The organism is Kitasatospora sp. NPDC034035, from assembly GCF_055575755.1.
The window spans coordinates 272,782-295,935 of the sequence record NZ_JBVISA010000002.1 but is presented as its reverse complement, the minus strand read 5'-3'; the positions used below and the strand labels follow the sequence as shown (position 1 = coordinate 295,935).

Below are 23,154 nucleotides of genomic sequence, written 5' to 3'. Positions count from 1 at the left end.
ACCGACTCGTCGGCGGGCTGATCCCTTAGACCCACCGACAGAGCCGCGCCGCCGGTTCGGCGATGGACAAGATCGCCGAACCGGCGGCGCGAGCCGTTCGGTGCCCAGGGCACCAGCCCAAGTATCACAGGAGGGCGAGCATGCGGCTCCAAACCGCTCGAAAGACCCCCGACCCGGGCGAAGGTCCGGGCGGGGCGGAGGACCTGAGCTGGATCGAGACCGAGCCCCTGTCGCTGCGGGAAACCGTCGAGCAGTTGGAGGGCGCTGACGGCCGCCCGATGCTCTTCGACGTCGCGACCGGGCGCTACGTAGCCATCTCCAAGGCCGGAACGGCCGTCCTGAGCCTCCTCGACGGCCAGGCGACCGGACGGGAGCTCATCCGGCGAGTCGTCGAAGTCGCGCCCGGCGACTCCGCCAAGGTCGAGCAGACCGTGGCCAGGTTCCTCAGTGAACTCCGACAGGTGGGCGTCCTGACCGCCGAACCGCCGCCGGACCACCGCAGGCGGATCCTGAACAAGTCGCTGCGCCGCCGTACCCCCCGCTGGCCACTGACCAGGTCGGCGCACAAGCTGCTCGAACCGCTGGCCGCTCGGCTGCGCGCCGTCCCCGTCCGGCTCTTGCTCGGACTGCTCTTCACCGGCCTCGCAGCAGCAGCCGTGTGCGCGGGAGTCGCCCTCAGCCGACACCCGTTCGGGATGCACTACTCGACCTGGCTCTGGCCCGCCATGGGCATCATGGTGGTGCAGATCGCGGTCCACGAAACCGGACACGCTCTGGTCTGCCAGTACCTGGGCGTGCCTGTGCGCGAAGCCGGGATCACGCTGATGCTGTTCGTGATGCCGGTCGCCTACGTCGACCGCACCGACGCCTACCGGGTCAGGAGCCGTGGCGCCCGGGCACTGATCGCCCTGGCCGGCCCGCTCAGCGACGTCTTCTGGGCCGGGGCGAGCGGACTGGTGCTGCTGACCACGCACGGAACCGCCGCCGAGATCGCCGCAGCCCTGTTGCAGATGCAGGTCCTGCTGATGATCGTCAACCTCAACCCGCTGCTACCGTCCGACGGCTACCACGCACTCGAATCGGCCATCGGAGCCGTCAACCTGCGGGGCCGCTCGTTCGGCTACCTCACGCACCTGGTCACGCGAACCGAACTGCCCAGCCACCTGAGCACGGTGGGATTCCGACGCCGCGCCGGCTACCTCGCCTTCGGTCTGGTCTGCTTCGGCTACGGCCTCGTCATGGCCGTTCTCATCCTGGCCTCCTGGTGGCGCCTGCTCTCGTCGGTGATCGGCTCATGATCGTGGCTCCCCTCACCCTCCACCGCGTGAACGGCCTGCCGGTGGAGGCCCTGGACGTCGAACTCCCCCGCACCTGCGCCCTCCTCACGGAGATCGCCACCATCCAGCACCAGCTGGGCGAATCAGCGGTACAACTCGGAGACACCCTCTACAAGTTGGTGCCTCTCCTCGACGACGATCCGGCGCTGCGCCGCAGCACCCTCGCGCTGCGCCGCTCACTGCACAGCGGCAAGCCCCCCGTGCTCTCCTCCGAACACCGCACCGAGCTGAGTCACCGGCTCGAAGCCGAAGCCGAGTTACTCACCAGGCACCTGGACGGTCTCAGTCGGGTGGATTCCCTCCGCAACGCGGCAGCAACGGCCTACGCGGAGGAGACCGAAGCCGCCGGCCGGCGACTGCGCGAGCTTCTCGACCACCCCGCGTTCTCGCGCGGCCTGGCCCATGCCAGCCCCGACCTCTTGCGCCACCTCCGCCCAGCCGACCTACGGCCTGGCACCAAGGCGGCCAGGGGGGTGCTCGCGTACGCATCCCGCGCCGCGACCAAGACGAGCCCGTTCTCGCGCTTCACCGCCCTCGCGCTGGACGGCGCCGGCGCCGACGCGACCAGTAGGGTCAGCGTGGCCCAACAGCACATCAGGTCCTGGATCGACCAGTTGGCCCGGGACGAGGAGTGCGCACCGGCCTTCCAGGTCGAGCCGAACCGCTCGGCCCGCACCGTCGAGGGGCGCCCGAGGCTGCTGACGCCCGCCGTCCGGTCCGGGACCGCGCTGGCCTGGCGAGCCGACACGGTGGTGGATGCGGTCCTCTACCGCGACACCCTCGAAGCCCTCGCCTCCTGGCCACGGATGCCCGTGCGGGATTTCCTCGCCCGGCTGGGCGGAGATGACCCGTTCGCCCACTACCTCCGCCTGCTGGACACCCAGTTGATCCGCGTGGTCCTGCCATGGGCCTACGGTGACGCCGAGCCCCTGCCCGCCCTGGCAGCCTGCTTGGGCACAGCTGCCACCCAAGCAGCAACCGCAGCAGCGGCCAAGGCACTCGAAGTTCACCAGCGCGCGAAGGGTCTCGGCCTCCTGGACGGCCACGGCCGGCTGGCGGAGATGGCAGAGCTCAGGCTCGGCGACAAGCCGCTCTCGGTGTACGAGGACGCGGTGTCGGACGTCGCCGTCGACTTCCCCACCGAGTACGTCCACGAGGACCTGCGCAAGCTCGCGGAGCTCACGAGGCCCCACATCTTCCGCAGCCACCTCTACGACTGGATGTCGGCCGAGTTCGTCTCCCGCTACGGCGTCGGCGGACACTGCCCGGACGCCTACCTGTTCCTGATGGAGCTCGCGGCGCGCCCTGACTTCGGCCAGCAGTTCGGCGCCGCTCTGATCGCCGACCGGGCCTGCTTCGGCGCCCCCACGGACCGGGCCTGGCTGCCGGTCTCGGCCAGCAGCGCACCGCCCGCCACCACCGTTCTGTACCAACTCGGCGCAGTCGACGGGGGCCGCGTGGGTAAGGGCGACTACCGGATGGTCGTCAACCAGTTCAACCCGGGCCTCGGCGGCCTGGTCGCACGCTTCCGTCGGCTGCTCGACCCGACCGACGACGGCCCGGGGCTCTCCGGACAGCTGCGCGACTGGGTCGAGACCGCGTTCCCGGACGCCCAGCCCCACGAGGTCTCGCTGTGCGCGGACCTCAACAGCATGCAGCTGGACACCGCCGGCCTCCTACCGCCGTTCAACTGGCCAGGCGAGCCCGCCAACGCCCAATCGCCCAACGGGCTGGACCAGTTGCAACTGCACCACGAGCCGGACAAGAACACGCTGCTGCTGACCGATCGGGATGGGAATCCCGTGGGCCCGGTCTACCTCGGTGTAGTCCCCGCGCACCTGATGTCAGGACCGGTCCGTCTCCTGCTCTGCCTGGCCGACCCATGGGTGAACGGCGCCATCCATCTCAGCTGCAACCACAGCCCGCTGGAGACCTTGGCACCCCCCGGCGAGCAGATCGAGGAGGAACCCGCCAGGACCCACGGCCGCCTGGTGTTGCGCCGCCGTACCTGGCGACTGGCGCCGAACCTGCTGCCCGTGCCGCAGAAGGGGGAGGACCCGTACGGATTCTTCGCCCGGATGGATTCCTGGCGCCGCGTCCACCGACTGCCGGACGAGGTGTTCCTCACCCTGGAGAACGGCGGCCCGATGAGCGACTACTCCGGTCGCAAGCCCTCCTGGCTCTCCTTCCGCAGTGCCCACGCCGTCATCGCCACTGCGGGCAACCCCCGCCTGGTGAACGCCACTGCCATCCGCCTGTCGGAAGCCGCCCCCGCTGGGGACGGCCACTGGGTCGAGGACGCCGAAGGGCAGCACCGCGCCGCCGAACATGTCTCGCTCCTCCGCTGGGAGCGTCCTGGAGGGAGCGTATGACCGCCACCGAAGGCGCACCGCTCCGTACCTGGCCGAACGGCCTCCCGGACTGGTGGTACGCACGCCTGTATCCGGGCGGCCTGGAGCGCATGGACCTGGCGGTGCAGACACTTATGCCCGAGCTGGTGCCCATGCTCACGGACGGTGGAGCCCAACGCTGGTTCTTCATCCGGTACACCGACTGGACCGGCGGCCCGCACCTACGGCTGCGCGTCCGTGGCGGCCGACGCCTTCTCGACCAGCTCCAGCGCAAGCTGCCGGACCTGGCCAGATCATGCGGGCAGATCGCGGCGCAGGCCTGCGAGCCCTACACCTCGCTCGTGCCTTTCGACGACAGCCTGTTCAAGGGCCGGAACGCCGGGGCCGACACGGCCCTGTACGAGCCCGAACTCGACAAGTACGGCGGCCCCCTCGGGGTGGAAGCGGCCGAGGCCCTGTTCGAGCGGTCCAGTGAGCTGGCCTTGAGGGCCAACTTCCTGGCCAAGGACTCCGACCGAGCCGCCTTGGCCGTCCTCCTGATGCGCGCCTCCGTGACGGTGGTCCAGCAGAACCACGGCACCCGGCCCGGCAGCCCGAGTCCGGCGGACTACTGGGAGCGGCACCTCTACTGGTGGACACGTGACGCCGGCGCCGAAGCGGAGCGACTCCGCGACGGGCTACGACGGCAGGCCGGGAGGGAGCAGGCCGTCCAGCGCTCCCTGGAGCACCTGTCAACGGACCCCTGGGCGCTCGCCCAGCTCTACGACTGGTCCGCTGCAGTGACCTCGTATCTCCGGCAGACGGTCGACGCGTCTGTACCGCGCACACCGGGGCACCTGATTTTCCATCAGAACCACATGATGGCGAACCGTCTGGGCATCCTTCCGAGGGAGGAAGCACTGCTCGGCATCATCGCCGCGAAGCACCAAGGAGGCTCTTCATGAACCACGAGAGCAAGCGAGCCGGAGGACTGCTGCTGGCATGCACGTTGCTGGTGCTGGCCGCAGGAGCCATCGGAACCGCAGTGGTTCTGCACACGGTGCCGACCACACTCCTGCTCACAGCGGCAGCAGGCTGCCTCATCGCAGGCGGCGTACGACTCCTGGGCCGGGTGGGCAGGATGCGCTGATTCGCGCCGCAGCATGACTGCCTGCAGAGCCCTCCATACGCGCAGGTGCTCCTGGCTCCGCGGTTGGATCCGCCTCCATTGGGCGGCTCCAACCGCGGCGTACGAGAACTGCGCCCCAGTTGGGACTACCAGTTGTCCCAATGTTCGATGGGTCGAGCTTCGAATGTCCGAAGCTGTCGGCGCATCAAGCCACCGTCCCTCAACCGTCACTGCCTTGCGGACGCTGAAGTCGGACGTGATCGTCGGCGTCGACGCTGCCGTCGTCGCTCAGCTCGACAGCGCCGGGATGCCGTGGCGTACCAACGGCCGCCACGCCGTGATCCAGGTCGACCTCCGCCGGTAGTCGAAGCGCCGTCCGTGAGCCCCGCTGTCCTCGCTCGTTCGGACGTGACGCGGCAAGCGTCGGAGGTGAACAGCGGCAGGTGCGGCGTGGACCTCAGTCCAGGTTCCAGGTCGTTCCGGCGAGGAGGCCGTCGAAGGCGAGAGCTCTCATGGCGGTGTCGAAGTCGTCCCACTCGTACTCGGGTTCGACGTAGTGCAGGTCGAAGTCGGCCCGGGTGAGGTCGGGCTCGCGCCATTCGTGGGCGCAGCGGCAGCGGACGAAGATCTGGTCGTGGACGGCGAGGAGGAGCCAGTCGCGGCGGGCGCCGCAGCCGGTGCAGGTGATGGTGATGCCGCGCGGGTTGAGCTCGGCGGGATGCGGGACGGCGCGGATGACGGCACGCGCGGGTTCGGGGGCGGGGTTGTAGAAGTCGTGGTCGTAGTCGGTCATGCGGTCCCTTCGGGTCGGCAGCGGGGCAGCACGGGACCATACGACGTGCACTGCCGGAATGGATCCCTCCCGGCGAGAAGGACATCGAATCGACACCGTCGCCGTGCTGCAGGGTAGTTGTGGCGCTCCGGCCACGCCGGGGGCGGTATTGGTGGGCGGGACGGAGGCTCCGTTCCCGCCCACCTGGGTTGGTCAGCGCGTCCGGCGTACCTGGTCGGGTGCGACCGGCGCTGGCGGTGTGATGACCGGGGTAGACGGTGTGCCGGTGGTGCGGTTGGTCGTGCGGGCGCGGGCTGCCCTGGTGCGCAGTTCGTCGGGGGTGGCGGCCGGTGTGGGGGTGGGGAGGTTGGCGTCGCGGCGGATGCGCCAGGTGAGGACGGCGGCGGCCGAGTCGGCGGTGGCGAGTTCGCGCCGTCCGGCGGCGTGGGCGAGTAGGGCGTTGGGGTCGTGGCCTGCTGCTTCGGCGTCGGCGAGGGTGGCGGCGAGCGCCGCCCAACCGTCCTCGGCGAGTACCCGGGTGGCCTGGTCGGCTGGCAGCGTGCGGCGCAGTGCTGCTTCCTGCCGGTCCCGGAGGGCTTCGGGCAGGCGCCGGCCTTCGAGGTCCAGGTGGGCGAGGGGCTTGGCGGCGTGCCGGGTGTAGGCGTCGCGCAGGTGGTGGGCGGCGTCCCGCGCGGCGGCGGCCTGGTGGCGGTGGCCTTGGGCGGCGTGCCACTTGGCGATGATGATCGCGAGCAGCACGAGGCTGGACAGGATCGTGGCGGCGGCCGTGCCTTCCTCGCCGCTCCGGCTGTCGGTGGGGCCGGCGTAGAGGAGTTCGCGGGCGGCCGAGCGCATCGCCCGTACCTCCGTGCGGGCGGCTCGAGTGCGGGCGATCGCGGCGTATTCCAGGGCTCGGGCGGCCTGGTTGATCTCCTTCCGTGACAGGACGGGGCTGGTGATCGCGAGGGTGTCGAGGATCTCGATGGTGCCGCTGACCACCGCGGCGACCTGACCGGGTTGGGGCTCGTCGTCGATGACGGTGGTGGTGTGGTCGACGGTGGTGCTGGCGCGGTAGCGGACCGTGTCCGGTTGCCCTTGCCCGACCGGGCGGTGGGGTGCGGGCTGGTCGACACCGGTGGCGAAGCGCTCGTGGATCTTGGGCAGGGTGAGGTCGGCGGCCAGCTTGCTGCCGGAGAACCACACCGGGCCGCCCGGATCGCCGCTGGGCAGGGCGAACTTGTAGCCCTTGGCATCGCCGGAGGGCAGGCGGCGGACCTCGAACTCGATGCCCTGTGCGGTGAGGCGGGCAAGGAACTCCTCCTCGCCCGCCGCGCCTGCGAGGGCCCGGCGCACACCGGTCCGCAGCCGGGCCCGCCCGGTCTCCTCCTGGCCGAGGCGCTCGGCCTTGCGCAGCTCGGGGCTCTTGGCGCGCTTGGGGATACCGGCCCGGTACTCGGGTGTTCGGGTGCCGGACCAGTCCTTGAGCCCGTACTCCCGCTCGATCTCGGTGAGTTCGGTCTCCGTCCGGTACTGGTCGCCCCGCAGGCGGGCCTGGGTGAGGTCGGCGCGGATCACGGTGGCGAGGATGTGGATGTGGTTGTCCCCGTGGTGGACGGCGACCCACCGGCAGCCGTCCGGATCGCCGTCGGGGGCAATGCCGGCGGCGGCCACGACCCGGCGGGCGATCGCGCCCCACTCCTCGTCGCTCAGGTTCCGGTCGGTGGGGTCGGCACGGACCATGCGGTGGTAGACGTGCTTCTTGACCGGATGGCCGTAGCGCACGACGTGCAGGTCCAAGGCATCGCGCAGCTGGGCCAGGGTGGCCTCGGAGTCGCGGCCGGGGTCGGGGGCGAAGCCGTCCCAGGAGGCCACCAGGTGCGGGTCGGTGTGCTCGTTGCGTCGGCCCGGCCCGTACAGGTAGTCCAGCGCCTTGAACGTGTTCTTGCCGGAGCGGGCGGTGGTGATCACCGGCGTGCGGCCTTTGCCACCCGCATCGCCGAAGCGTCCACCTCGGCCACCGCCCTGCGGATCTCGACCACTACCTCCTTGGCTTTGACCAGGGTGGCCTGCGCCGGGCCGTGCTCGATGCCGATTTCGGCGTTGAGCTGGAAGGCAATCTGGTTGACGTTGACACCGACCCGGGCGACCTGGAACCGCGCGGCATCCAGCGCCTGCACGGCCTGATCCAGTTGCTCGTCACGGGTCACCACGTCGGCGCCGCCGGCGGTCAGGGCCTGGCGCTCCAGGTAGTCGGCCACGTTCAGGCCGGCTGCCTGCGCGAGCCGCTTGATCTGCGCTTCGCGCTCCTCGGTGCAGCGAAAGCCGAGCTTCTTCGTCTTGGGGTTGTCGTTGTCACGTCGGCGGCGCTTGGGACGGCGGACGCTGACGCGCTCAGCAGGGACAGCAGCTCGGGCGGGCGTGGACGGCTCGACGGCGGGCGTCTTCTCCTGCTTCGCCGCGCCCTCGCGGTGAAGCTCCGGTGCTGCCGCCCTCGGCAGCACCGGCTCGTCCACGCCCTCCTGGGCGGGGGCGTCCGCGTACGTGGGCCCGTAGGGGCCCCGTACGCACTCGCTTGCTCCGCTGTTGTCGTGGAGGTGGTCAACTCCGTTGCGGTCATGGGAGCTTACGGGCTTCCCGAGCAGGCTGTGCAGGGTTCGCCGGACGGCGTTCACGCGTGTCGTTCCTCGGTTGCGGCTGGCGATTCGGGCTGGTGAGCTTGTGGGTGGGCAGTGTCCGGGTGGTTGCCGGTTTGGCCATGCCGGAATTCGCAGGTATGGGCGGTGCGTCAGGCGCGGCCTTCCCGGGACCGAACGCCACATGGGACTGGTGTCCGCGGTGCGAGTCGAGTCCGGCCGGGCGCACTGACCGGGCGGCGGTGGCCTTCTGCCGAGTGCGGCTCTGGGTCGGCAGAAGTCGATGTCCGGCTGACCGACAGGGCCGGTCAGCCGGACACCAGGGCCGGTCAGCCGGCCTCGGGGTGCGGAGGGTTCTGTTCGTCGGCTTGCTCCTCGCGGAGCTTTCGCATCAGCTCGGTGAGGCGGGTACTGCCGAGCGGAAGGCCAGCGTCGCGCACGGCCTGTTCGACGATCGCGCGGGTGAGACGCCCCTCGGCAGCGACCGCCGCGCGCCCCACCTCCAGCAGCCGCTCCATCCGCGCGCCCGGCGGACGCCCGATCGGCTTGTTCTCCGCCCCGCCAGCGCCTCCGGCGGCCTCAGCCCGGGTGTCCGGGGCATTGGCCGGTCGGTCGTCGACTTCTGCCGATTCGGGATCGGGCAGCGCGTCGCGCCACTCGGCGGGCAGAAGTCCGGCGGCGGACAGGAGCGTCAGGAGCGCGTTCTCGCCGCGCCCCTCCGCCCGTTCCGGCCGGAGCTCCGGTTCAGGGTCGGCAGAAGTCGCGGTGCGCGGAACGGCGTTCTGCTCAGCGGGAGCGCTCGCGGTGTCGTGGCCGTGGCGGGCGATCAGGATGTAAAGGTGAACGGCGCCGCCGAGGGCGAGCGGGGCGAGGGTGGACAGGACACCGACGACCGTGTCGGTCAGCCTCAGCCCGCTGCCGGTGGAAGTCAGTTGGTTGAGGCGGACAGCGTGCAGGGCATTGGCCCAGACACTGGTCGCGGTCGCTCCGGCGAAGAGCGTCCAGGCGTAGGCGCGGGCGGGCCATCGGGCCTCGCGCAGGACGAGCAGGGCTCGGACGCCGTAGGCGATGAAGCCGTCGATGATGATCGGGAAGAGGTAGGTGAGGGGGCCGCGCACGTGGGTCGCGCCGGCCATCTGCCGCAGCGCGTCGTAGGAGAGGACGAAGCCGAGGACGCCGAGCAGAGCGACGGCGAGGCGGTCCCAGAGGGTGGCCCGAGCAGGCGGGGTCTGGGCAGGGGGTATCGCGATGGTGGTCAAGGGTGGTGCTCCAGGGGCGGCCTCGCCGCAGGCGGGCGTGGCGAAGCGGCGAGGCGGTGGTGGGGTGAAGTTCGGGTAGGTCGGCGCACCGGCTGGGTGCGCTGGGCACTGGCGCCGGTCAGGCGGCGGTTCGCCTGCGGCGGTCGGTGCCGGTGAGGATGGCGCGTTCGCACATCTCGGCGAGGCGGGAGGCGGTGCGGTCACCGAGGGCGTTCTTGATATCGCCGGGCGCCAGGTTGGTGGTGAAGATCGTCGGGAGCAGGTGCTCGTAGCGGTGGTCGACCAGCCGCAGCGTGAGCTCCTCGGTCCACTCGGACGCCTTGGCGGCGCCGAGGTCGTCGAGGACCAGCAGCGAGCAGGTCATGAGGTCGCGCATCTCCCGCTCGGTGTCGCTGCCCTGGCGGGGCCGCTGGGAGGCGTACAGCTCGGTGGCGGTGAGCTTGGTCCAGCGCAGACGCACACCGGCCTTCAGCAGGCTGCGGATCGCCCCGTACGCCTGGTGGGTCTTGCCCGAGCCGGTGGGCCCGGCGATCAGGAGCGAGGGCCCCTGGGCGATGCCCAGGGTGCTCCCGGGGCCGGGTCGGCAGGCCAGCGTGACCTGCTGGACCCAGGTCGTGACCTCCGGGTGGTCGGCTTCGGCGAGGCGGTAGCGCGGCGGGATGCGGCGGTCGGCGAGCTCCAGCGCGGTGGAGGGCCGGTCGATGTCGGCCAGGGGCCGGTCGGGGTCGATGCCCTTGGCGGCCAGCATCCGCTCCAGGCGCAGGACAGCGCCGGAGGCCGGCTGCGGCTCGCGACGCTCGTCCGCGCGGCGGGGGTTGGGCAGGCTGGTCACAGGTCCCCCTCGTAGTAGTCGCGGGCGTCGGCCGGGTTGGCGAAGGGCCGGTACGGGGACCGGGCAGCGCTCTGCCCGGCGCGGGACGCCCCGGCGGGCTGGGCGTTGATCGCCTCGTGGACCATGCTCGGCAGCACGCTCGGACTCATCGGCTTCGCCGCGTACAGCCGCAGCCCGGCACGGATGTCGTCGTCGCCGGTGCCGCCGTCGAGCAGCTCCTTGATGACGTTGCCGAGATGCCCCCGCACGTGGCCCGGTACCGGCTTCGGGCAGCCGGCGACGTACTCGGCCACCAGGGCGCCCGCGTTCACCGACGCCTTGCCGGTGGGCGCGGCGACCAGGACCGGGCCGTCCCGGTCAGGTGCTGCCGATGAGGGTGCCGGGGTGGGCGCGGCGGCGCCGCCCCCTTTAGGGGTAGATCCATGGTCCAAGGTCCATGGTCCAGGCACGACGTTCTCCGGAGTCCTCCGGAGGGATTCCGGAGAAGCCGTCTGACCTGCACTTTCGCTCGGAGCTGTCGCATCGGGCACCGGCAGGGCTCCAGCGGGGGTGGGATCGGGGTCGGCGGAGAAGGGCCGTTGGGCGGGGACGGTCTCCGCGAGGACCGTGAGCGGTTCCGGAAGGCTCCGGAAGTTCTCCGGAGCCGGGCGCGCGCAGCCCTGGCCCTTGGCCTTGCACTTGCCGCACCAGCCCGCGGGCTCGTGGACGGGGCAGGAGGGCAGGCGCGAGCGGGTGGGGTGGGAGATCTTCTGGTGCTCGTGCCACTTGGTGACGTGCAGGTACTGGCGGCCGTCGCAGCCTGTGTACCGGCAGATGAGGCCGGTCTCGGCGAGTTGGCGAAGCTCGTCCTCGGTGTCGAGTGCGGTGTGCTCGGGCCGCAGTGACCACAGGGCGCCGTTGAGGACGGCCGCGTTGTCGCGGTGGCGTCCCTCGTCGTCGGCCTGGGTGAGCAGGCACAGGAACGTGCGCTCGGCGGTCAGGGACACCGAAGCGAGGTCCTCCGAGACGGGGTACTCGGGCTTGATGGTGCGGATGCGCGCCATGGCCCACCACCCCGCCTTCGGGGAGGAGGCGTGCGGAGTAGGTGCGCCGCACAGTGGCGACGCCGTACGCTGGAACACGTTGGTCCTTCCTCGGTGCGCACATGGGCTGCAACCCTGCACCGTGGTCGATCGTCGTGGATGGGCGGTTTTGGGACCTTTCAGGCCCTCGGTGTTGATAGCACCGGGGGCCTTCGGCCTTTTCGGGGTGAGCGCAGCAACGCGCCGCGATGCGGTTTGGCTTGACATGCGCTTCACCGTGCATCACTATGGCGCCCTGGCGGCCGTTATGCAAGTCGCCTCAGGATTAGATGCGAGGTGAATTGATGCCCGGGACGAACGAGCCCACGGACGACAGGACTGGCGGGCCGGAAGAGGAGCTGCCGGGAAGCGAGCCTGCAGGCCCGGAGGCCCCCGCTGGCATGAGCGAGGAGAACGCGGCCGAGCGCGTCCGAATGGAGCGCGAGCGCCGCGGCTGGAGCACCGGTGAGCTGGCCAAGCGCATGGCCGAGGCCGGCTATCCGATCAACCAGTCCTCGGTCTGGCGCATCGAGAGCGGCGAGCCGCGCCGACGGATCAACCTCGACGAGGCGATCGGTTTCGCCAAGGTCTTCGACCTGCCCCTTGAGGACCTCCTTGGCCCGCCGACCTCTCCCGAAGAGAAGATCATGCAGGAACTCGCCGACCACGTGGTCCAGGGCTACCGGCTGGCCGCGCAGGGCGCCGAGTTCACGACCAAGGCTTTGGCAGCCGCCGAGAAGTACTGCCAGGACTTCCCCCACAACCGCAAACGGCTGCGCGGGAAGATCGCGATCGGCCTCTCCTTCGAGTACCGCAGATACGCGCCCACGCCGCTGGTGCAGGAATTCCTGCGGGGCGGCAAGATGCCGTCCGAGCCGGTCCACGCCGACGAGTAGCCCGGCGGGGTCAGTCACCCAGGCCACGTCGACCGTTCGCCAGGACCGCTCGAGATCGTCTTTGGAAAACGGCCGGGGCCGCTCCTACCGTGTTCGCGAGCCCGACCAGCCATTTAGCGCGGCCGGGATCCAGAGCTAACGTCACACCCCACGCGGTCACCAACCGCGCAATGCCCATCCACGACGTCGACCACGGTGCAGGGTTGCAGCCCGCCAGCCACCGAGGAGGGAACCGCATGCTGCCGCAGCAACACCCAGCCGCAGGCTGCGGCTTCTGCCTGGCAACCACCGCGCGGTTCGTCGCGGACTCCGTCGCCACTGCCCCCAGTACCTCCCCCAGACCCATCTGACGGGTCTGTCCCCAGCTGCCGTCCGCAGCCCGCAGGCCACCTGCGCTGGACACCGACGCAGCTTCTCCGCCGTACCGCCGCGACAGATCGTGGCCGGTCCGGCTCCCGCGATCTCGATGCTGACATCCGATCGCCGCCTTCTCGCTCCCAGTCGGGAGCCGCCCATCCCCCAACCGCCCATCCACGATGTCGCCATGCGGTAGCCCGGGTTGCAGCCCGCCGGCCACCGCAAGAGGAGTCGCATGCCCCAGCTGTCTCTCCGTGCTGCACAGCCGGACGCCTGCTCTGCGGCCACCTACCTGAAGGCCATTCAGGCCCCAGCGACGGCGGCTCGGTCAGCACTGGCCACTACCAGCTTCCCCCGTTCCAGCCGCGCGATCGACGGCTCGCTCACAGCGCTGCGTGAGCGGGAGTCCGCCGGTGGCAAGGACACGCGCAAGCGGGTCGACCCCTCGGTGGCGCTGGCGATCTTCGCGCCCAGCGACGCAGTCGTGGGCCGCTTCCACACCGGCCGCCGAATCGACAACCGCCCTGAGTCGCTGCCCAACTGGCGGGTCTCCACCACCACCCCGGAGACTGCTGCCGCGATCTCCCAACTCCTCGGCGGCGCAACGGCCGACGACTGGACCCAGGGGGTAGTGACCGGTTCACCTGCGGTTCGTGTCGTCCTCGACGGCGCGGACTCCGTCACGACGGAGCTTCGGCTGTGGGGGCCGAAGGGACTCGTCCACCACTGTGACGGCGTCCTGTTCCTCTCGCCGACCGAGGTTCAGGGGACTCCGTGTGGCTGCCCCGAGTCCTCCGAGGAACGGGCGGCGCTGGCGAAGAAGCTGCGGGCTCCACAGCCTGCGACCACCGTGGTCTTCCGACTGGCGGGGCGCTACGACCTCGGACGGTTCGAGTTCAGTTCGCCCTCTCGGCTCCTCGCCGACGCAGCGGTCAAGACCCGCACCCAGCTCGCCGGTATCGCGGGGGAAGCGCTCTGTGAACTGGCACTTGAGCTCGTCACGGTCACGGTGGGCGGTGGCGTCGAGGTCTCGTACCGAAAGCCGACGCTGACGGTCCTCGGCCCCTGGAGCTAGCGGCCCGTATCGCAGAGGCGGCCCCGGACATCCTTGTCCGGGGCCGCTTTCACATGTCGGTGCCCGTCACAGCACGCGCTGTCCCCCGCCGTCGTCGTCCGCCTCCCGGCGCTTGGCGAACTCGATCTTCACCCGCTGGTGCACCGGCAAGCGGCCCCCGCGCTCCGGGGCCTTGAACACCGTGATCCGGTCCACGAACAGCTTGACGAACTTCCTGCGCTCGGCGAGGGGGGCACTCTCCCACCACGAACCCGGGCCGATGGGGTCGGCCGCCGGGTCCTCGGGCAACCACTCGGCGATGGGGATCACCGGTGTCGCCGCCTCCTCCAGTACGGCGATCCTCGCCTCGGCCGCCTCCAGGAGGTGCAGGAGCGCGGCCTCTTCCGTGACGAACCTCCGCCGGCCGATGTCTCCTCGGAAGCCGCCCGCCTTGCGGTCGTCGTAGAGCTCCTCAAGCGCCCTCACCGCATCAGCACGCTCCGCGACGAGCGTCGCGCGTTCCCGCGAACGCTCTGGCGACTCGGTGGCGACACCGAACCTGCGCGTCGCCTCGGCGAGAACCGCCAGGGCCTCGTGGTCGTCCTCGACCTCCCTCAGCAGCTCGAAGATGCTCCGCGCCACGTGGTCGTCCAGTGCTGCCTGGCTGACCGTGCACTCTCCCGCATGCTGGCCGGGCAGCATCTTCCGCCGGCGGCACCGGTACGACCGCTTGACCGCCTTGGCGCTGTCGGCATGGGAGGTCTTCACCGATCCGCACTCGCAGTACAGGACCTCCATCGCGGACAGCAGCGACTCGCCCCGCGAGAGCCCCTTCCCGCGGCCTCGCGCGTCAAGCCACTCCTGCAGTTCGTACCACTCCACGGGCGGGATGATCGCCTCGTAGATCTGGAGCGGAAGCATCGTCTCGGGGTCGCGGAGGATGCGGTAACTCTCCACCGTGCTCGTGGCTTTGCCGTTCTCGCCGACCTTGTAGACGGGTACGGCGGCGAACCCGGCTATCCGTGGGTCCCTGAGGATGCGCTTGAGGGTCTTGGTGTCCCAGGCGCTGTCCTTCGTCTTCTTGCCGTAGGTCGCACCGCGCGTGGGCACGATGACCTCGTTGTTCATGCTGTTGACGATCCCGCCCAGCGAACCGGGGTGGCGGCGCCGCTTGGGGTCGTACACCTCGTCCTTGTGCTTCTTGATCGTCGCCCAGATGTCACGGATGACCCCTGGCTCGTTGGTGGCGTGCACCAGGGTCTGGATGACGATCGGTCGGCCGTCCGCCGTGAGCCTGGTCTCGGCCTTCAACTCGAAGCCGTACGGCGCTTTGCCGCCGATGTACCCGCCCAGTTGGAGTGCCGTGGCCTTGGCGCCCCGGACGGCGACGCTCTTGTTCTTGCTCTCGTTGTGGGCCTGATCCAGCCGCATGAACATGTGGATCAGGTCCACCAGGTTGCCCTTGCGGAACTCGCCCTCGGTGACACTGACGATGGTGACGCCGAGGTTCAGCAGCTCGACGACGACCGGGATCGCGTCGAGCGGGTCGAGGCGCGAGAGGCGGCTGACGTAGTAGACGACCAGCAGGTTGATCCGGCCTGCCCGGCAGTCCTGCAGCAGCTTCTCGAACTGCGGCCGCTCGACTCCGGTGAACGCCGAGATGCCGAGGTCCTCGTAGTAGGCAACCGACTTGGCGTTGCGGCGCTTGGCCTCAGCCGTACCCAGCTCGCGCTGGGTCGTGGTGGAGGCTTCACTGGCGTTCTCGCGCGCGTCGGACTGGCGCGCGTAGACGCCCGCGTGGACGTCCAAGCCGGTGATCACTGCTGGTGCTGACATGAGTGCTGATGTTACTACTCCCCTAACTGACATAACCCAAGGGCACCCCCTGGCACCCGCACCGCGGCTTCGAGACCGTCACCTACATCATCGACGGAACCTTCGTGCACCAGGACTCGCACGGCGGCGGCGGCGTCATCACCGACGGCGACACCCAGTGGATGACGGCCGGCTCCGGCCTGCTGCACATCGAGACCCCGCCGGAGTCGCTGGTGATGTCCGGCGGCCTCTTCCACGGCCTCCAGCTGTGGGTGAACCTGCCCGCCTCGGACAAGATGATCGCCCCGAAGTACCAGGACATCCGCGGCGGCAGCGTCAAGCTCCTCAGCACCGAGGACGGCGGCGCCCTGCTCCGGGTGATCGCCGGCGAGCTCGACGGCCACCAGGGACCCGGTGCCACCCACACGCCGATCACCATGATCCACGCCTCGGTGAGCCCCGGCGCCCAGGTCACCCTGCCCTGGCGCTCCGACTTCAACGCCCTCGCCTACGGCCTGGCGGGCAAGGGCTCGGCCGGCCAGGAGCGGCGCCCGTTCCACAGGGGCCAGGCGGTCCTGTTCGGCGACGGCGACTCGATCACCCTGCGCGCCGACGAGAACCAGGACTCCCGCAACCCCAACTTCGAGGTCGTACTGCTCGGCGGCCTGCCGATCCGCGAGCCGGTCGCCTGGTACGGACCGTTCGTGATGAACAGCCACCGCGAACTCCAGCAGGCCATGGAGGACTTCCAGGCCGGCCGCCTCGGCACCGTCCCGGCCTCCGGCAGGTAAGGCGGACAGGTCCGGGCACCGACCCGGAGGGGGCGGCCGCAGGTCTCACCTGCGGCCGCCCCCGCAGTCCTGCCGTTCTGCTGTCCCGGCCGTTCTCCTGTCCCGGCCGTTCCCGCCGTTCTCGCGGCCCGGCCGGCTGCGTGCGGGGTCTACAGCAGCGCGTACACGGCCGAGGCGTCGTCGTGCGTCTTGCCGCGCGGCCAGCGCTCGCAGGCGGCGTCCGCCCGCTCCACCGCGCGGACCTGGGCGATCAGCTCGCCCGGGCCCGACTCGGCGAGCAACCGCAGGGCGTCGCCCCAACTGCCCAGCCCGAAGCGCTCGGTGAAGCGGGAGGCGCCGTCGGTGAGGGCGGCCAGCGCGTGCAGCCGGTCGAGCCGGACGAAGCCGGTCTCGGCGTGCTCGGCGGCACGCGGGCTGGCGGCCGCGATCCACGGGCCGTTGCCCCGGTTGCGGGCGGCACGGACGGCCAGCGCGTACTCCAGGTGCAGCGCGGCCCGCTCGGCCGAGCCGGGGACGGTCGACCAGACCTGGCGGCGCAGCCCCTCCCCGCCGGGGAAGCGCTGGTTGTCCCCGATCACCTTCGGCGGGCCGTCCTTGAACTCCAGGACCAGCAGCGAGTCGCCGAGCACCAGGTACTCCAGCGTCTCGCCGTGTCTGCGGGCCGCGACCACCATCGCGGCGGGCGTGTTGGGATGCGCCAGGTCGCAACGGCCGCCGTGCAGCGCGGCCGTCTCCACGATGGCGTCGGCCAGGCACTCGGTGATCGAGCGGTCCGCCCGGTCGGTGAGCCGGGCGAGCAGGTGCACACCCAACCGACGCACGTACCAGGCCGTCCCGTGCCGGCACCCGGACTCCAGGCCGGCCGGCGAACTCGCGCCGTCCAGCAGGACCAGCGCCTCCGGCGAGGCCGCCGCGAAGTCCTCACTCTCGCGGTCGGGCCGCCGTGCTTCCCCTGCGAGCTGTAGCTGCATCCCGACAGTGTGGACGCCGCCCCCGGCCCGCGCCCAGACCCGTGCGCCGGTGCGGCGCGGGCCCGGGCGCGACGTCCGGTGGCAGCCGGGGCGATTCGGCCATACCGTCGGGAAGTGACCGGACAATTCGGCCAATCGGGGCGGGTCAGGTTTGGGATCACCTTCGGGTGCCCGGGCGGCCCGTGACTGACGAGGAGCGGAAGATGTTCTGGCAGTTCATCGTGTTGCTGGCCGCCTCGCTCGGCTTTCCGACCGCCGCACTGCTCTTCCTGATCGGCGGGCCGCGCTTCCCCGACGAGCAGCGCGACGAAAGCCCCCCAGCCGCCCGTTCCCGAGCCACCCGTTCCTGAGTCACCCGCTGCCGAGCCACCCGCTGCCGAGCCACCCGCTGCCGAGCCACCCGCTGCCGGGCTACCCGTTCCCGAGTTGCCCGTTCCAGGCCGGATCGCGGCCGAGCAGCGCCAGGGCGCGCTCGAACCGGCCCGGCCCGGTTCCCGGTCCCAGGCCCGGGCGGAAGGCCCGGCCGGGCGCCCGGGCCTCCGGGGTGTCCGGAACGGCCTCGGTCACCGCCAGCAGCGCGGCGATCAGCGCCTCGTCGCCGTCCACCGCCGCGACGAGGCCCGCCCCGGTGCCGAGCGTGGCCGCGACGTCCCAGCCGTGCACGAGGGTGTCGAGCAGGTGGAAGCCGACCGCCTGCGCGAGCGGGAACGGGCCGCCGTCGCGGATCTCCGGGAGCCAGAGCGCCCGGTCGGCGGCGGCCGCCTCGCGGAAGGCGGCGCCGAGGTCGAGGCCGGTCCGGCGGAAGGCGCCCGCCGGGTCGGCGCCGAGCGGGGCGTCCGCGAACAGGGCGAGGTCGGGCCCGGCGCCGCGGGCGGCCGCCGCGAACCCCTGGTGCTGGCCGACGCAGTGCTCCAGCAGCTGACGCAGCGTCCAGTCCGCGCACGGGGTGGGCAGGTCCAGGTGCTCGGGCCGTACCGCGTCCACCACGTCGGCGGCCAACTCCATGGACTGTGCGTGTAATTCGACGAGCTTCATACGATGGTGACCTCCAGGTCGGCGGACAGGAATCCGATCACCTGATCAACGACGGCCGGTTCCGCGATAATCCGGCGGTGGCCGAGCCCGCGGGTGACCACCAGGTCGAGCCGCCGTACGAGCGGGCCGACCGCCTCCTGCTGCGCCTGCTGCGCGCCGAGGCCGCCGATCCGGCCGACCCGGCGCTCGCCTAACCCTCCGCCAACACCCGCTCCAGCACGGCGGATCGGAGCAGGAGGCGCTCGTCCTCACCGGCCGCGCCGACCACCTGGAGGCCCAGCGGCAGCCCGTCCCGGGTCCGTCCGGCCGGCAGGCTCAGCGCCGGCCGCCCGAGGAAGCTCCACGGCAGCGACATCACCGCGTCCCCGGTGCTGTGCAGCCCCTCCGGCGCCCCGCCGGTCGCCGAGGGCGCCAGCCACAGGTCCACCCCGGCCGCCGCTCCCGCCCCGTCCACCCGCTCGCGCAGCCGCTCCCGGAACCGCAGCGCGGCCGCCCGGTCCTCGGGCGCGACGCCCTGGCCGACCCGGATGCTCGCCACCGTCTCCGGCCGGTAGAGGCCGCCGAACCGGGCGAACCAGTCGGCGTGGCTGCGGGCCAGCTCGAACCGGTTGACGGCCTGCAACTGCCGCCTCACCTCGGCGAAGTCCGGGAACAGCTCGACCCGGCGCACCCTCAGCCCGGCCCGCGCCAGCCGCTCCAGCTGCTCCTCGAAGGCGCGCAGCGCGCCCGGCTCGGCGTGCTCCAGGTACGTCCCGTCCGGCACCCCGAGAACCGGCTCCGGCCCCGGGCCCCCCTCCACCGGCCGCCAGTCGTCACAGAGCACCGCGGCCGCCAGCTCCGCGCCCGCCAGGTCGGCCGTGAACACCCCCAGGGTGTCGAAGCTCGGCGCGTTCGGGAGCACGCCGTCGATCGGGATCCGCCCGTACGTCGGCCGGAACCCCACCACCCCGCAGTACGCGGCCGGGCGGATCACCGAGCCGACGGTCTGGGTGCCGACCGCGAGCGCCACCAGCCCCGCCGCGACCGCCGCCGCCGAACCGCTGCTGGAGCCGCCCGGGGTGTGCCCCGGGTGGTGCGGGTTGCGGGTCGGGCCCGGGGCGCTCGCGGCGAACTCGGCGGTCACCGTCTTGCCCGCGACCAGCGCCCCCGCCGCGCGCAGCCGGTCCACCACCGCGGCCTGCGGCCCGGCCAGCACCCCGGGCGGCAGCGCCGACCCCCCGTGCGTGGGCAGCCCGTCCACGTGCACGATGTCCTTGACCCCCACCGCCACCCCGTACAGCGGCGGCCGCCCGTCCGGCACCGGGTACCGCGCCGCCAGCTCCCGCGCCTGCGCCCGCAACCGGTCGTGCCGCCCGGGCTCCGGCACGAACGCGTGGATCAGCGGGTCCACCCGCTCGAGCAGCGTGCAGAAGCGGTCGACGTACTCGGGCAGCCCCGGCTCCCCGGCACGCAGCGCGGCGACCTCGCGGGTCAACGACCGCGGCCGGACGGGGGGTTCATCCATACCGGGCACAGTAGACCGGGTCTACGGGTGCTCGGCCGCCAGGTACGGCGCCTCGCGCAGGAAGTACGCCCCGCAGGTGTGGCAGCACAGCTCCGGGGTCCTCCCCCAGTCCACCGCCTCCCGCACCGGCGCCTGCGGATCGAGCTCCCGGCCGCACATGGCCACGCTCTCCTCGCCCCGGACCACGTGCCACAGCCGCACGCCCTCGGCCGCGCCGCCGGCGCCGTACTCGGCTCGCATCTGGTGCATCATGCCCCCCATCGTCCGACCCCCTCCCAGCCCCGGCAACCGGAGCCTCCGCCAGGCCTTTCGTGCCGCCACCGGGGAACCCGCCGAGGCTCTCCGCCGCCGGCCGCAGGACCGTCCGGCCCCTGGGCGAAATCCGGCCACCATGGCCGGATAAGGTGCGCGGGCGCGACCAGCGCCGATGGCCCTGCCGAAGCCCGAAGTCGCCTGATTTCAGACATATTTCACCGAACTGGAAGCCCTCACCGTGCGCTCTTCCCGCCTTCTGGCCACGTCCACGCTGGTGGCGCTCTCGCTCGGCGCCACGATCGGCGCCGCCACCGCCGGCGCTGTCGGAGTCGCCCCGACCCCGAGCGCCGCCGCGACCGCCCCGGCCACCCCCTCGGGCCCGCCGAGCACCGCCGCGACCACCCCGGCCCCGCCGGCCACCGGCAAGCCGACGAACCTCCCGACCCTGCCGGCCCCCACGCCGACCGCCGACAACCGCTGCCACGGCGGCGTCTACCAGAGCTCCCTGCTCAAGGTCACCGGCACCGGCCTGTACGGCACCACCCTGGTCAAGGGCGGCCCGGCCGCCGAGATGACCATGACCTGGGAGAACAAGAGCGGCGTCGACCTGCCGGTCATCCACAACAGCCTCTACGTCACCGACGAGTTCGACGGGGCCGCTCCGGTCCAGTGGAGCACCGAGTTCTTCGACGTCCAGCTGGACACCGGCTCCGGCTGGAAGCCCGCCAAGCTCGACGACCGGGCCCTCCGGGTGGCCGACTTCAAACTGGCCAAGGGCGAGAAGGTCACCTACAAGGTCCGGATAGCCGCGACCGCCAAGGCCCCGGTCGGAAAGTACGGCGCGAACTACGAGGCCGGCTCGGACGCCTTCGACAACGACAAGGTGCCCACCCCGGCCAACAACAAGCCGCAGACCTGCACGCAGTTCCTCGACGACTACCTGGGCGAGTTCCGCGTCGCCGCGACCGGCGGCGCCACCACGGCCGCCACCACCCCGGCCGTCGCCGTCTCCGCCTCGCCCTCGGCGGGCGGCCCGCACCTGGCCGAGACCGGCGCCGGCTCCGACACCCTGCCGATCGCCCTCGGCGGCGCGGCCGTCCTCGCCGCCGGCGCCGGCACCCTGTTCGTCCTGCGCCGCCGCAAGGCCGGTGCCCACGGCTGATCCCACCCCGACTCACCCCCGAGGGGCGCGGCCACCCAGGTCCGCGCCCCTCGGCGTCTCCCCGGCCGCACCCTCAGGACGCCCGCAGCAGCGCGCCGTCCTGCCACTTGAGGATCTTGTCGAAGCTCACGATCGCCCCCCGCAGGGGGTGGTTGCGGAGTTGTACGTGGTCGGTGAGGGCGTGGATGAGGAAGAGGCCGCGGCCGGATTCGGCGGTGAGGTCGGGGAGGGTGTCGAGGTCGACCGGGCGGAGGGTGGGGGGCGTGGGGCCGCAGGGGAGGACGTGGGTGTCGTACGGGTGGTAGTCGCGGCGGGGGCGGTGGCCGGTGAGGACGCGGGCCGGGACGGTGGCGCGGCCGCGGCGGGAGCGGTGGGGCCCGCGGCCGGTGGCGGCCGGGCGGGTCGGGGCGGCGGCAGCGGGGCGCCGGACCGGCGGGGCGGCGGGGGCGGGCAGGCCGGGGCCAGAGTCGGTGACCTCGATCCGCAGTCGGTCGCCGCTGATCGAGGCGGTGACCTGGAAGCCGTCGTCGGGCCGCCCGGTGGCGCCGTGCTCGACGGCGTTGGCGCAGGCCTCGCTGAGGGCGACGCCGAGGTCGTCGGCGATCTGCGGGTCGACGCCCGCCGTCGCCATGGCACCGAGCAGGATGCGCCGGGCCAGCGGGACGCTGGCCGGGTCGCGCTTGAGGTGCAGAGTCCACCAGATGTCCACGGGAGGTCCCTCCTGGCTGCGGCTCCACATACAACTAGGTATCTCCGGGCGATTCGGCGGTGAACCGTGCACGGGGGCCGCTACCGCCCGTTCGGCGGATGGACTGGGGGACGGGGTCTGTGCGCCGCGGCGCACACGGGGTCCTGCACGCCGCCGCCGAAAGGGGCATTCGTAGGGATTTCCCACCCTGCCCGTGTCGCCGGCGTACGCAATGAGAGGATGGCCCGGCCATGCCTGCCCTCGCTGCCGCCCCGTTCCCGGGCGCCCCCGGACCGGCCCAGCCGGCGGGGTCCGCCGCCTGGGACCTGCGGCTTGCCCGGGCCGTCCCGTTCGCGCTTTTCTGCACGCTGATAGCGGCCGCCGGGCACGCCGTGGCCGGTGGCGGGAACGTTCCGCCGACCGCGCTGGCAGCGGGTTTCGTCGCGGTGCTGGCGCTCGCGGCGGCCTGCGGTGGACGGGAGCGTTCGCTGGCCGGCATCGCCGGGGCGCTGGCCGCGGGCCAACTCGGACTGCACTTCCTCTTCCACAGCCTCGGTGGCCACGGCTTCACCGCCATGTCCGGTATGTCCGGCATGCACCACGGCGGCTCCGGTCCGCTGACCGTTCCGCAGGTGGCCGGCCGGCTGATCTGCAACGAGGCCCACCCGGGCACGCTGCTCGGCCTGCCCGGCGGCCCGTCCCCGGAGCAGCTGGTCTCCTCGGCGGGCCTGGACCCGCACGCGTTCGCCGCCGCGCCGTGGTGGCAGGGCGGCGTGTTCGGCATGACGCCGTCGATGCTGGCCGGGCACCTGGTCGCCGCGCTGGTGGCGGGCTGGTGGCTGCGGCGGGGCGAGGCGGCGCTGTGGCGGTTGCTGCGGGTGGCCGCGTCGGCGGCGCGGGAGCACTGGGCGGCGCCGCTGCGGTCGGTGTTCGCGCTGGTGGCCGCGGTGCTGCGGGGTCTGTTCGGGGTGGCCGGTCCGGTCCGCCGGTTCGGGGTCCGGGGCGGGGAGCGTCCGCTTCCGGCGGGTGCCGTGCTGCGGCACAGCGTGGTGCGACGTGGACCGCCGTGCGGGGCCTTCGCGTACTGATCCGCGTCTTCCGGCGGCCTGCGGGCCGTGCCGGGTCGCGGTGTGCGCACCGTCCGGGCCGTTTCCCGACCACCGGGTCCGGCCCCGAGGCTCTGCCCCACACGTCCCCACGCGCGGCACCACCGAGGTACCGCCGAGGCGCGGTTCAGTCCGTCGCCCGGTCCCGGCCTGCCGCCCAGCTCCGA

The 23,154-nt window shown here is 72.1% G+C and carries 22 protein-coding genes and 1 pseudogene; 11 read left to right on the top strand and 12 right to left on the bottom strand.

The annotated features are described in order from the left end of the window. Positions 1-140: 140 nt before the first annotated feature. From ACZ52J_RS04105 to ACZ52J_RS04085, 5 genes are all read left to right on the top strand, one after another. Positions 141-1,298, top strand: coding sequence for a PqqD family peptide modification chaperone (locus ACZ52J_RS04105; protein ID WP_465615650.1), 1,158 nt, complete (start codon positions 141-143; stop codon positions 1,296-1,298). Beyond that, a complete protein-coding gene (locus tag ACZ52J_RS04100; RefSeq protein WP_465615648.1) occupies positions 1,295-3,709 on the top strand; it encodes a hypothetical protein in 2,415 nt (804 codons plus the stop codon). The genes ACZ52J_RS04105 and ACZ52J_RS04100 overlap by 4 nt, the downstream gene beginning before the upstream one ends. Continuing rightward, complete coding sequence (locus ACZ52J_RS04095; RefSeq protein WP_465615646.1) at positions 3,706-4,632, top strand: thiopeptide-type bacteriocin biosynthesis protein; 927 nt, start codon at positions 3,706-3,708, stop codon at positions 4,630-4,632. Before ACZ52J_RS04100 ends, ACZ52J_RS04095 begins: the two co-directional genes overlap by 4 nt. Beyond that, positions 4,629-4,817 (top strand): hypothetical protein, encoded by a 189-nt coding sequence (locus ACZ52J_RS04090; protein ID WP_465615644.1) that lies wholly within the window; start codon positions 4,629-4,631, stop codon positions 4,815-4,817. Before ACZ52J_RS04095 ends, ACZ52J_RS04090 begins: the two co-directional genes overlap by 4 nt. A gap of 214 nt (positions 4,818-5,031) precedes the next feature. Further along, positions 5,032-5,160 carry a hypothetical protein gene (locus tag ACZ52J_RS04085; RefSeq protein WP_465615642.1) on the top strand — a complete coding sequence of 43 codons (129 nt, stop codon included), beginning with the start codon at positions 5,032-5,034 and terminating at the stop codon, positions 5,158-5,160. A gap of 93 nt (positions 5,161-5,253) precedes the next feature. Here ACZ52J_RS04085 and ACZ52J_RS04080 read toward each other — a convergent pair whose 3' ends face one another. The 6 genes from ACZ52J_RS04080 to ACZ52J_RS04055 all read right to left on the bottom strand — a co-directional run bounded on the left by ACZ52J_RS04080 (position 5,254) and on the right by ACZ52J_RS04055 (position 11,335). After that, on the bottom strand, positions 5,254-5,589 hold the full coding sequence (locus ACZ52J_RS04080; RefSeq protein WP_465615640.1) for a hypothetical protein: 336 nt from the start codon (positions 5,587-5,589) through the stop codon (positions 5,254-5,256). 192 nt (positions 5,590-5,781) lie between these two features. Continuing rightward, positions 5,782-7,536, bottom strand: a complete 1,755-nt coding sequence (locus tag ACZ52J_RS04075; RefSeq protein ID WP_465615638.1) for a relaxase/mobilization nuclease domain-containing protein — start codon at positions 7,534-7,536, stop codon at positions 5,782-5,784. Beyond that, positions 7,533-8,081 carry a plasmid mobilization protein gene (locus ACZ52J_RS04070; protein WP_465615636.1) on the bottom strand — a complete coding sequence of 183 codons (549 nt, stop codon included), beginning with the start codon at positions 8,079-8,081 and terminating at the stop codon, positions 7,533-7,535. The genes ACZ52J_RS04075 and ACZ52J_RS04070 overlap by 4 nt, the downstream gene beginning before the upstream one ends. Positions 8,082-8,530: 449 nt before the next feature. Continuing rightward, complete coding sequence (locus ACZ52J_RS04065) at positions 8,531-9,460, bottom strand: DUF2637 domain-containing protein (RefSeq protein ID WP_465615634.1); 930 nt, start codon at positions 9,458-9,460, stop codon at positions 8,531-8,533. A gap of 118 nt (positions 9,461-9,578) precedes the next feature. Then, positions 9,579-10,208 carry an ATP-binding protein gene (locus tag ACZ52J_RS04060; RefSeq protein ID WP_465615871.1) on the bottom strand — a complete coding sequence of 210 codons (630 nt, stop codon included), beginning with the start codon at positions 10,206-10,208 and terminating at the stop codon, positions 9,579-9,581. Between the two features lie 80 nt (positions 10,209-10,288). After that, positions 10,289-11,335, bottom strand: a complete 1,047-nt coding sequence (locus tag ACZ52J_RS04055; protein WP_465615632.1) for a hypothetical protein — start codon at positions 11,333-11,335, stop codon at positions 10,289-10,291. A gap of 419 nt (positions 11,336-11,754) precedes the next feature. On the opposite strand from ACZ52J_RS04055, the gene ACZ52J_RS04050 reads away from it, so the two are divergent. Both ACZ52J_RS04050 and ACZ52J_RS04045 read left to right on the top strand, forming a co-directional pair. Then, on the top strand, positions 11,755-12,249 hold the full coding sequence (locus tag ACZ52J_RS04050) for a hypothetical protein (RefSeq protein WP_465615630.1): 495 nt from the start codon (positions 11,755-11,757) through the stop codon (positions 12,247-12,249). Between the two features lie 592 nt (positions 12,250-12,841). Continuing rightward, positions 12,842-13,681 (top strand): recombination directionality factor, encoded by an 840-nt coding sequence (locus tag ACZ52J_RS04045; RefSeq protein WP_465615628.1) that lies wholly within the window; start codon positions 12,842-12,844, stop codon positions 13,679-13,681. A 66-nt stretch (positions 13,682-13,747) separates the two neighbouring features. Here the strand turns inward: ACZ52J_RS04045 and ACZ52J_RS04040 are convergent, their stop codons facing one another. Continuing rightward, on the bottom strand, positions 13,748-15,496 hold the full coding sequence (locus ACZ52J_RS04040) for a recombinase family protein (protein WP_465615626.1): 1,749 nt from the start codon (positions 15,494-15,496) through the stop codon (positions 13,748-13,750). 35 nt (positions 15,497-15,531) lie between these two features. On the opposite strand from ACZ52J_RS04040, the pseudogene ACZ52J_RS04035 reads away from it, so the two are divergent. After that, positions 15,532-16,266, top strand: a pseudogene (locus tag ACZ52J_RS04035) (pirin family protein); the annotation flags it as partial. Between the two features lie 149 nt (positions 16,267-16,415). Here the strand turns inward: ACZ52J_RS04035 and ACZ52J_RS04030 are convergent. Continuing rightward, positions 16,416-17,237: a protein phosphatase 2C domain-containing protein gene (locus ACZ52J_RS04030; RefSeq protein WP_465615624.1), complete on the bottom strand. Its 822-nt coding sequence runs from the start codon at positions 17,235-17,237 to the stop codon at positions 16,416-16,418. A gap of 203 nt (positions 17,238-17,440) precedes the next feature. Here ACZ52J_RS04030 and ACZ52J_RS04025 point away from each other — a divergent pair, with 203 nt between their 5' ends. Further along, positions 17,441-17,587 (top strand): hypothetical protein, encoded by a 147-nt coding sequence (locus tag ACZ52J_RS04025; protein ID WP_465615622.1) that lies wholly within the window; start codon positions 17,441-17,443, stop codon positions 17,585-17,587. A 61-nt stretch (positions 17,588-17,648) separates the two neighbouring features. Here the strand turns inward: ACZ52J_RS04025 and ACZ52J_RS04020 are convergent, their stop codons facing one another. The 3 genes from ACZ52J_RS04020 to ACZ52J_RS04010 form a co-directional block, all read right to left on the bottom strand. After that, entirely contained in the window at positions 17,649-18,272 is a 624-nt protein-coding gene (locus ACZ52J_RS04020; RefSeq protein ID WP_465615620.1) for a TIGR03086 family metal-binding protein, read from the bottom strand. A 190-nt stretch (positions 18,273-18,462) separates the two neighbouring features. Further along, positions 18,463-19,776 (bottom strand): amidase, encoded by a 1,314-nt coding sequence (locus tag ACZ52J_RS04015; RefSeq protein ID WP_465615618.1) that lies wholly within the window; start codon positions 19,774-19,776, stop codon positions 18,463-18,465. Between the two features lie 21 nt (positions 19,777-19,797). After that, positions 19,798-20,028, bottom strand: a complete 231-nt coding sequence (locus tag ACZ52J_RS04010) for a hypothetical protein (protein ID WP_360497947.1) — start codon at positions 20,026-20,028, stop codon at positions 19,798-19,800. 241 nt (positions 20,029-20,269) lie between these two features. On the opposite strand from ACZ52J_RS04010, the gene ACZ52J_RS04005 reads away from it, so the two are divergent. Further along, the gene (locus tag ACZ52J_RS04005) at positions 20,270-21,193 is read left to right on the top strand and encodes an LAETG motif-containing sortase-dependent surface protein (RefSeq protein ID WP_465615616.1); all 924 of its coding nucleotides are present in this window, start codon (positions 20,270-20,272) and stop codon (positions 21,191-21,193) included. A 73-nt stretch (positions 21,194-21,266) separates the two neighbouring features. On the opposite strand, the gene ACZ52J_RS04000 is transcribed toward ACZ52J_RS04005, so the two are convergent. Beyond that, a complete protein-coding gene (locus ACZ52J_RS04000) occupies positions 21,267-21,902 on the bottom strand; it encodes an ATP-binding protein (protein WP_465615614.1) in 636 nt (211 codons plus the stop codon). Positions 21,903-22,132: 230 nt separating this feature from the next. On the opposite strand from ACZ52J_RS04000, the gene ACZ52J_RS03995 reads away from it, so the two are divergent. Further along, on the top strand, positions 22,133-22,969 hold the full coding sequence (locus tag ACZ52J_RS03995) for a hypothetical protein (protein ID WP_465615612.1): 837 nt from the start codon (positions 22,133-22,135) through the stop codon (positions 22,967-22,969). Positions 22,970-23,154 lie beyond the last annotated feature (185 nt).

Bases quoted from the DNA above. Each gene is read 5' to 3' on its own strand.
- ACZ52J_RS04095 (WP_465615646.1), top strand. From the start codon at position 3,706: ATGACCGCCACCGAAGGCGCACCGCTCCGTACCTGGCCGAACGGCCTC.
- ACZ52J_RS03995 (WP_465615612.1), top strand. From the start codon at position 22,133: ATGCCTGCCCTCGCTGCCGCCCCGTTCCCGGGCGCCCCCGGACCGGCC.
- ACZ52J_RS04050 (WP_465615630.1), top strand. From the start codon at position 11,755: ATGAGCGAGGAGAACGCGGCCGAGCGCGTCCGAATGGAGCGCGAGCGC.
- ACZ52J_RS04080 (WP_465615640.1), bottom strand. From the start codon at position 5,589: ATGACCGACTACGACCACGACTTCTACAACCCCGCCCCCGAACCCGCG.
- ACZ52J_RS04045 (WP_465615628.1), top strand. From the start codon at position 12,842: ATGCCCCAGCTGTCTCTCCGTGCTGCACAGCCGGACGCCTGCTCTGCG.
- ACZ52J_RS04030 (WP_465615624.1), bottom strand. From the start codon at position 17,237: ATGCAGCTACAGCTCGCAGGGGAAGCACGGCGGCCCGACCGCGAGAGT.
- ACZ52J_RS04015 (WP_465615618.1), bottom strand. From the start codon at position 19,776: ATGGATGAACCCCCCGTCCGGCCGCGGTCGTTGACCCGCGAGGTCGCC.
- ACZ52J_RS04055 (WP_465615632.1), bottom strand. From the start codon at position 11,335: ATGGCGCGCATCCGCACCATCAAGCCCGAGTACCCCGTCTCGGAGGAC.
- ACZ52J_RS04100 (WP_465615648.1), top strand. From the start codon at position 1,295: ATGATCGTGGCTCCCCTCACCCTCCACCGCGTGAACGGCCTGCCGGTG.
- ACZ52J_RS04010 (WP_360497947.1), bottom strand. From the start codon at position 20,028: ATGATGCACCAGATGCGAGCCGAGTACGGCGCCGGCGGCGCGGCCGAG.
- ACZ52J_RS04020 (WP_465615620.1), bottom strand. From the start codon at position 18,272: ATGAAGCTCGTCGAATTACACGCACAGTCCATGGAGTTGGCCGCCGAC.
- ACZ52J_RS04060 (WP_465615871.1), bottom strand. From the start codon at position 10,208: ATGCTGGCCGCCAAGGGCATCGACCCCGACCGGCCCCTGGCCGACATC.
- ACZ52J_RS04040 (WP_465615626.1), bottom strand. From the start codon at position 15,496: ATGTCAGCACCAGCAGTGATCACCGGCTTGGACGTCCACGCGGGCGTC.
- ACZ52J_RS04025 (WP_465615622.1), top strand. From the start codon at position 17,441: ATGTTCTGGCAGTTCATCGTGTTGCTGGCCGCCTCGCTCGGCTTTCCG.
- ACZ52J_RS04105 (WP_465615650.1), top strand. From the start codon at position 141: ATGCGGCTCCAAACCGCTCGAAAGACCCCCGACCCGGGCGAAGGTCCG.
- ACZ52J_RS04090 (WP_465615644.1), top strand. From the start codon at position 4,629: ATGAACCACGAGAGCAAGCGAGCCGGAGGACTGCTGCTGGCATGCACG.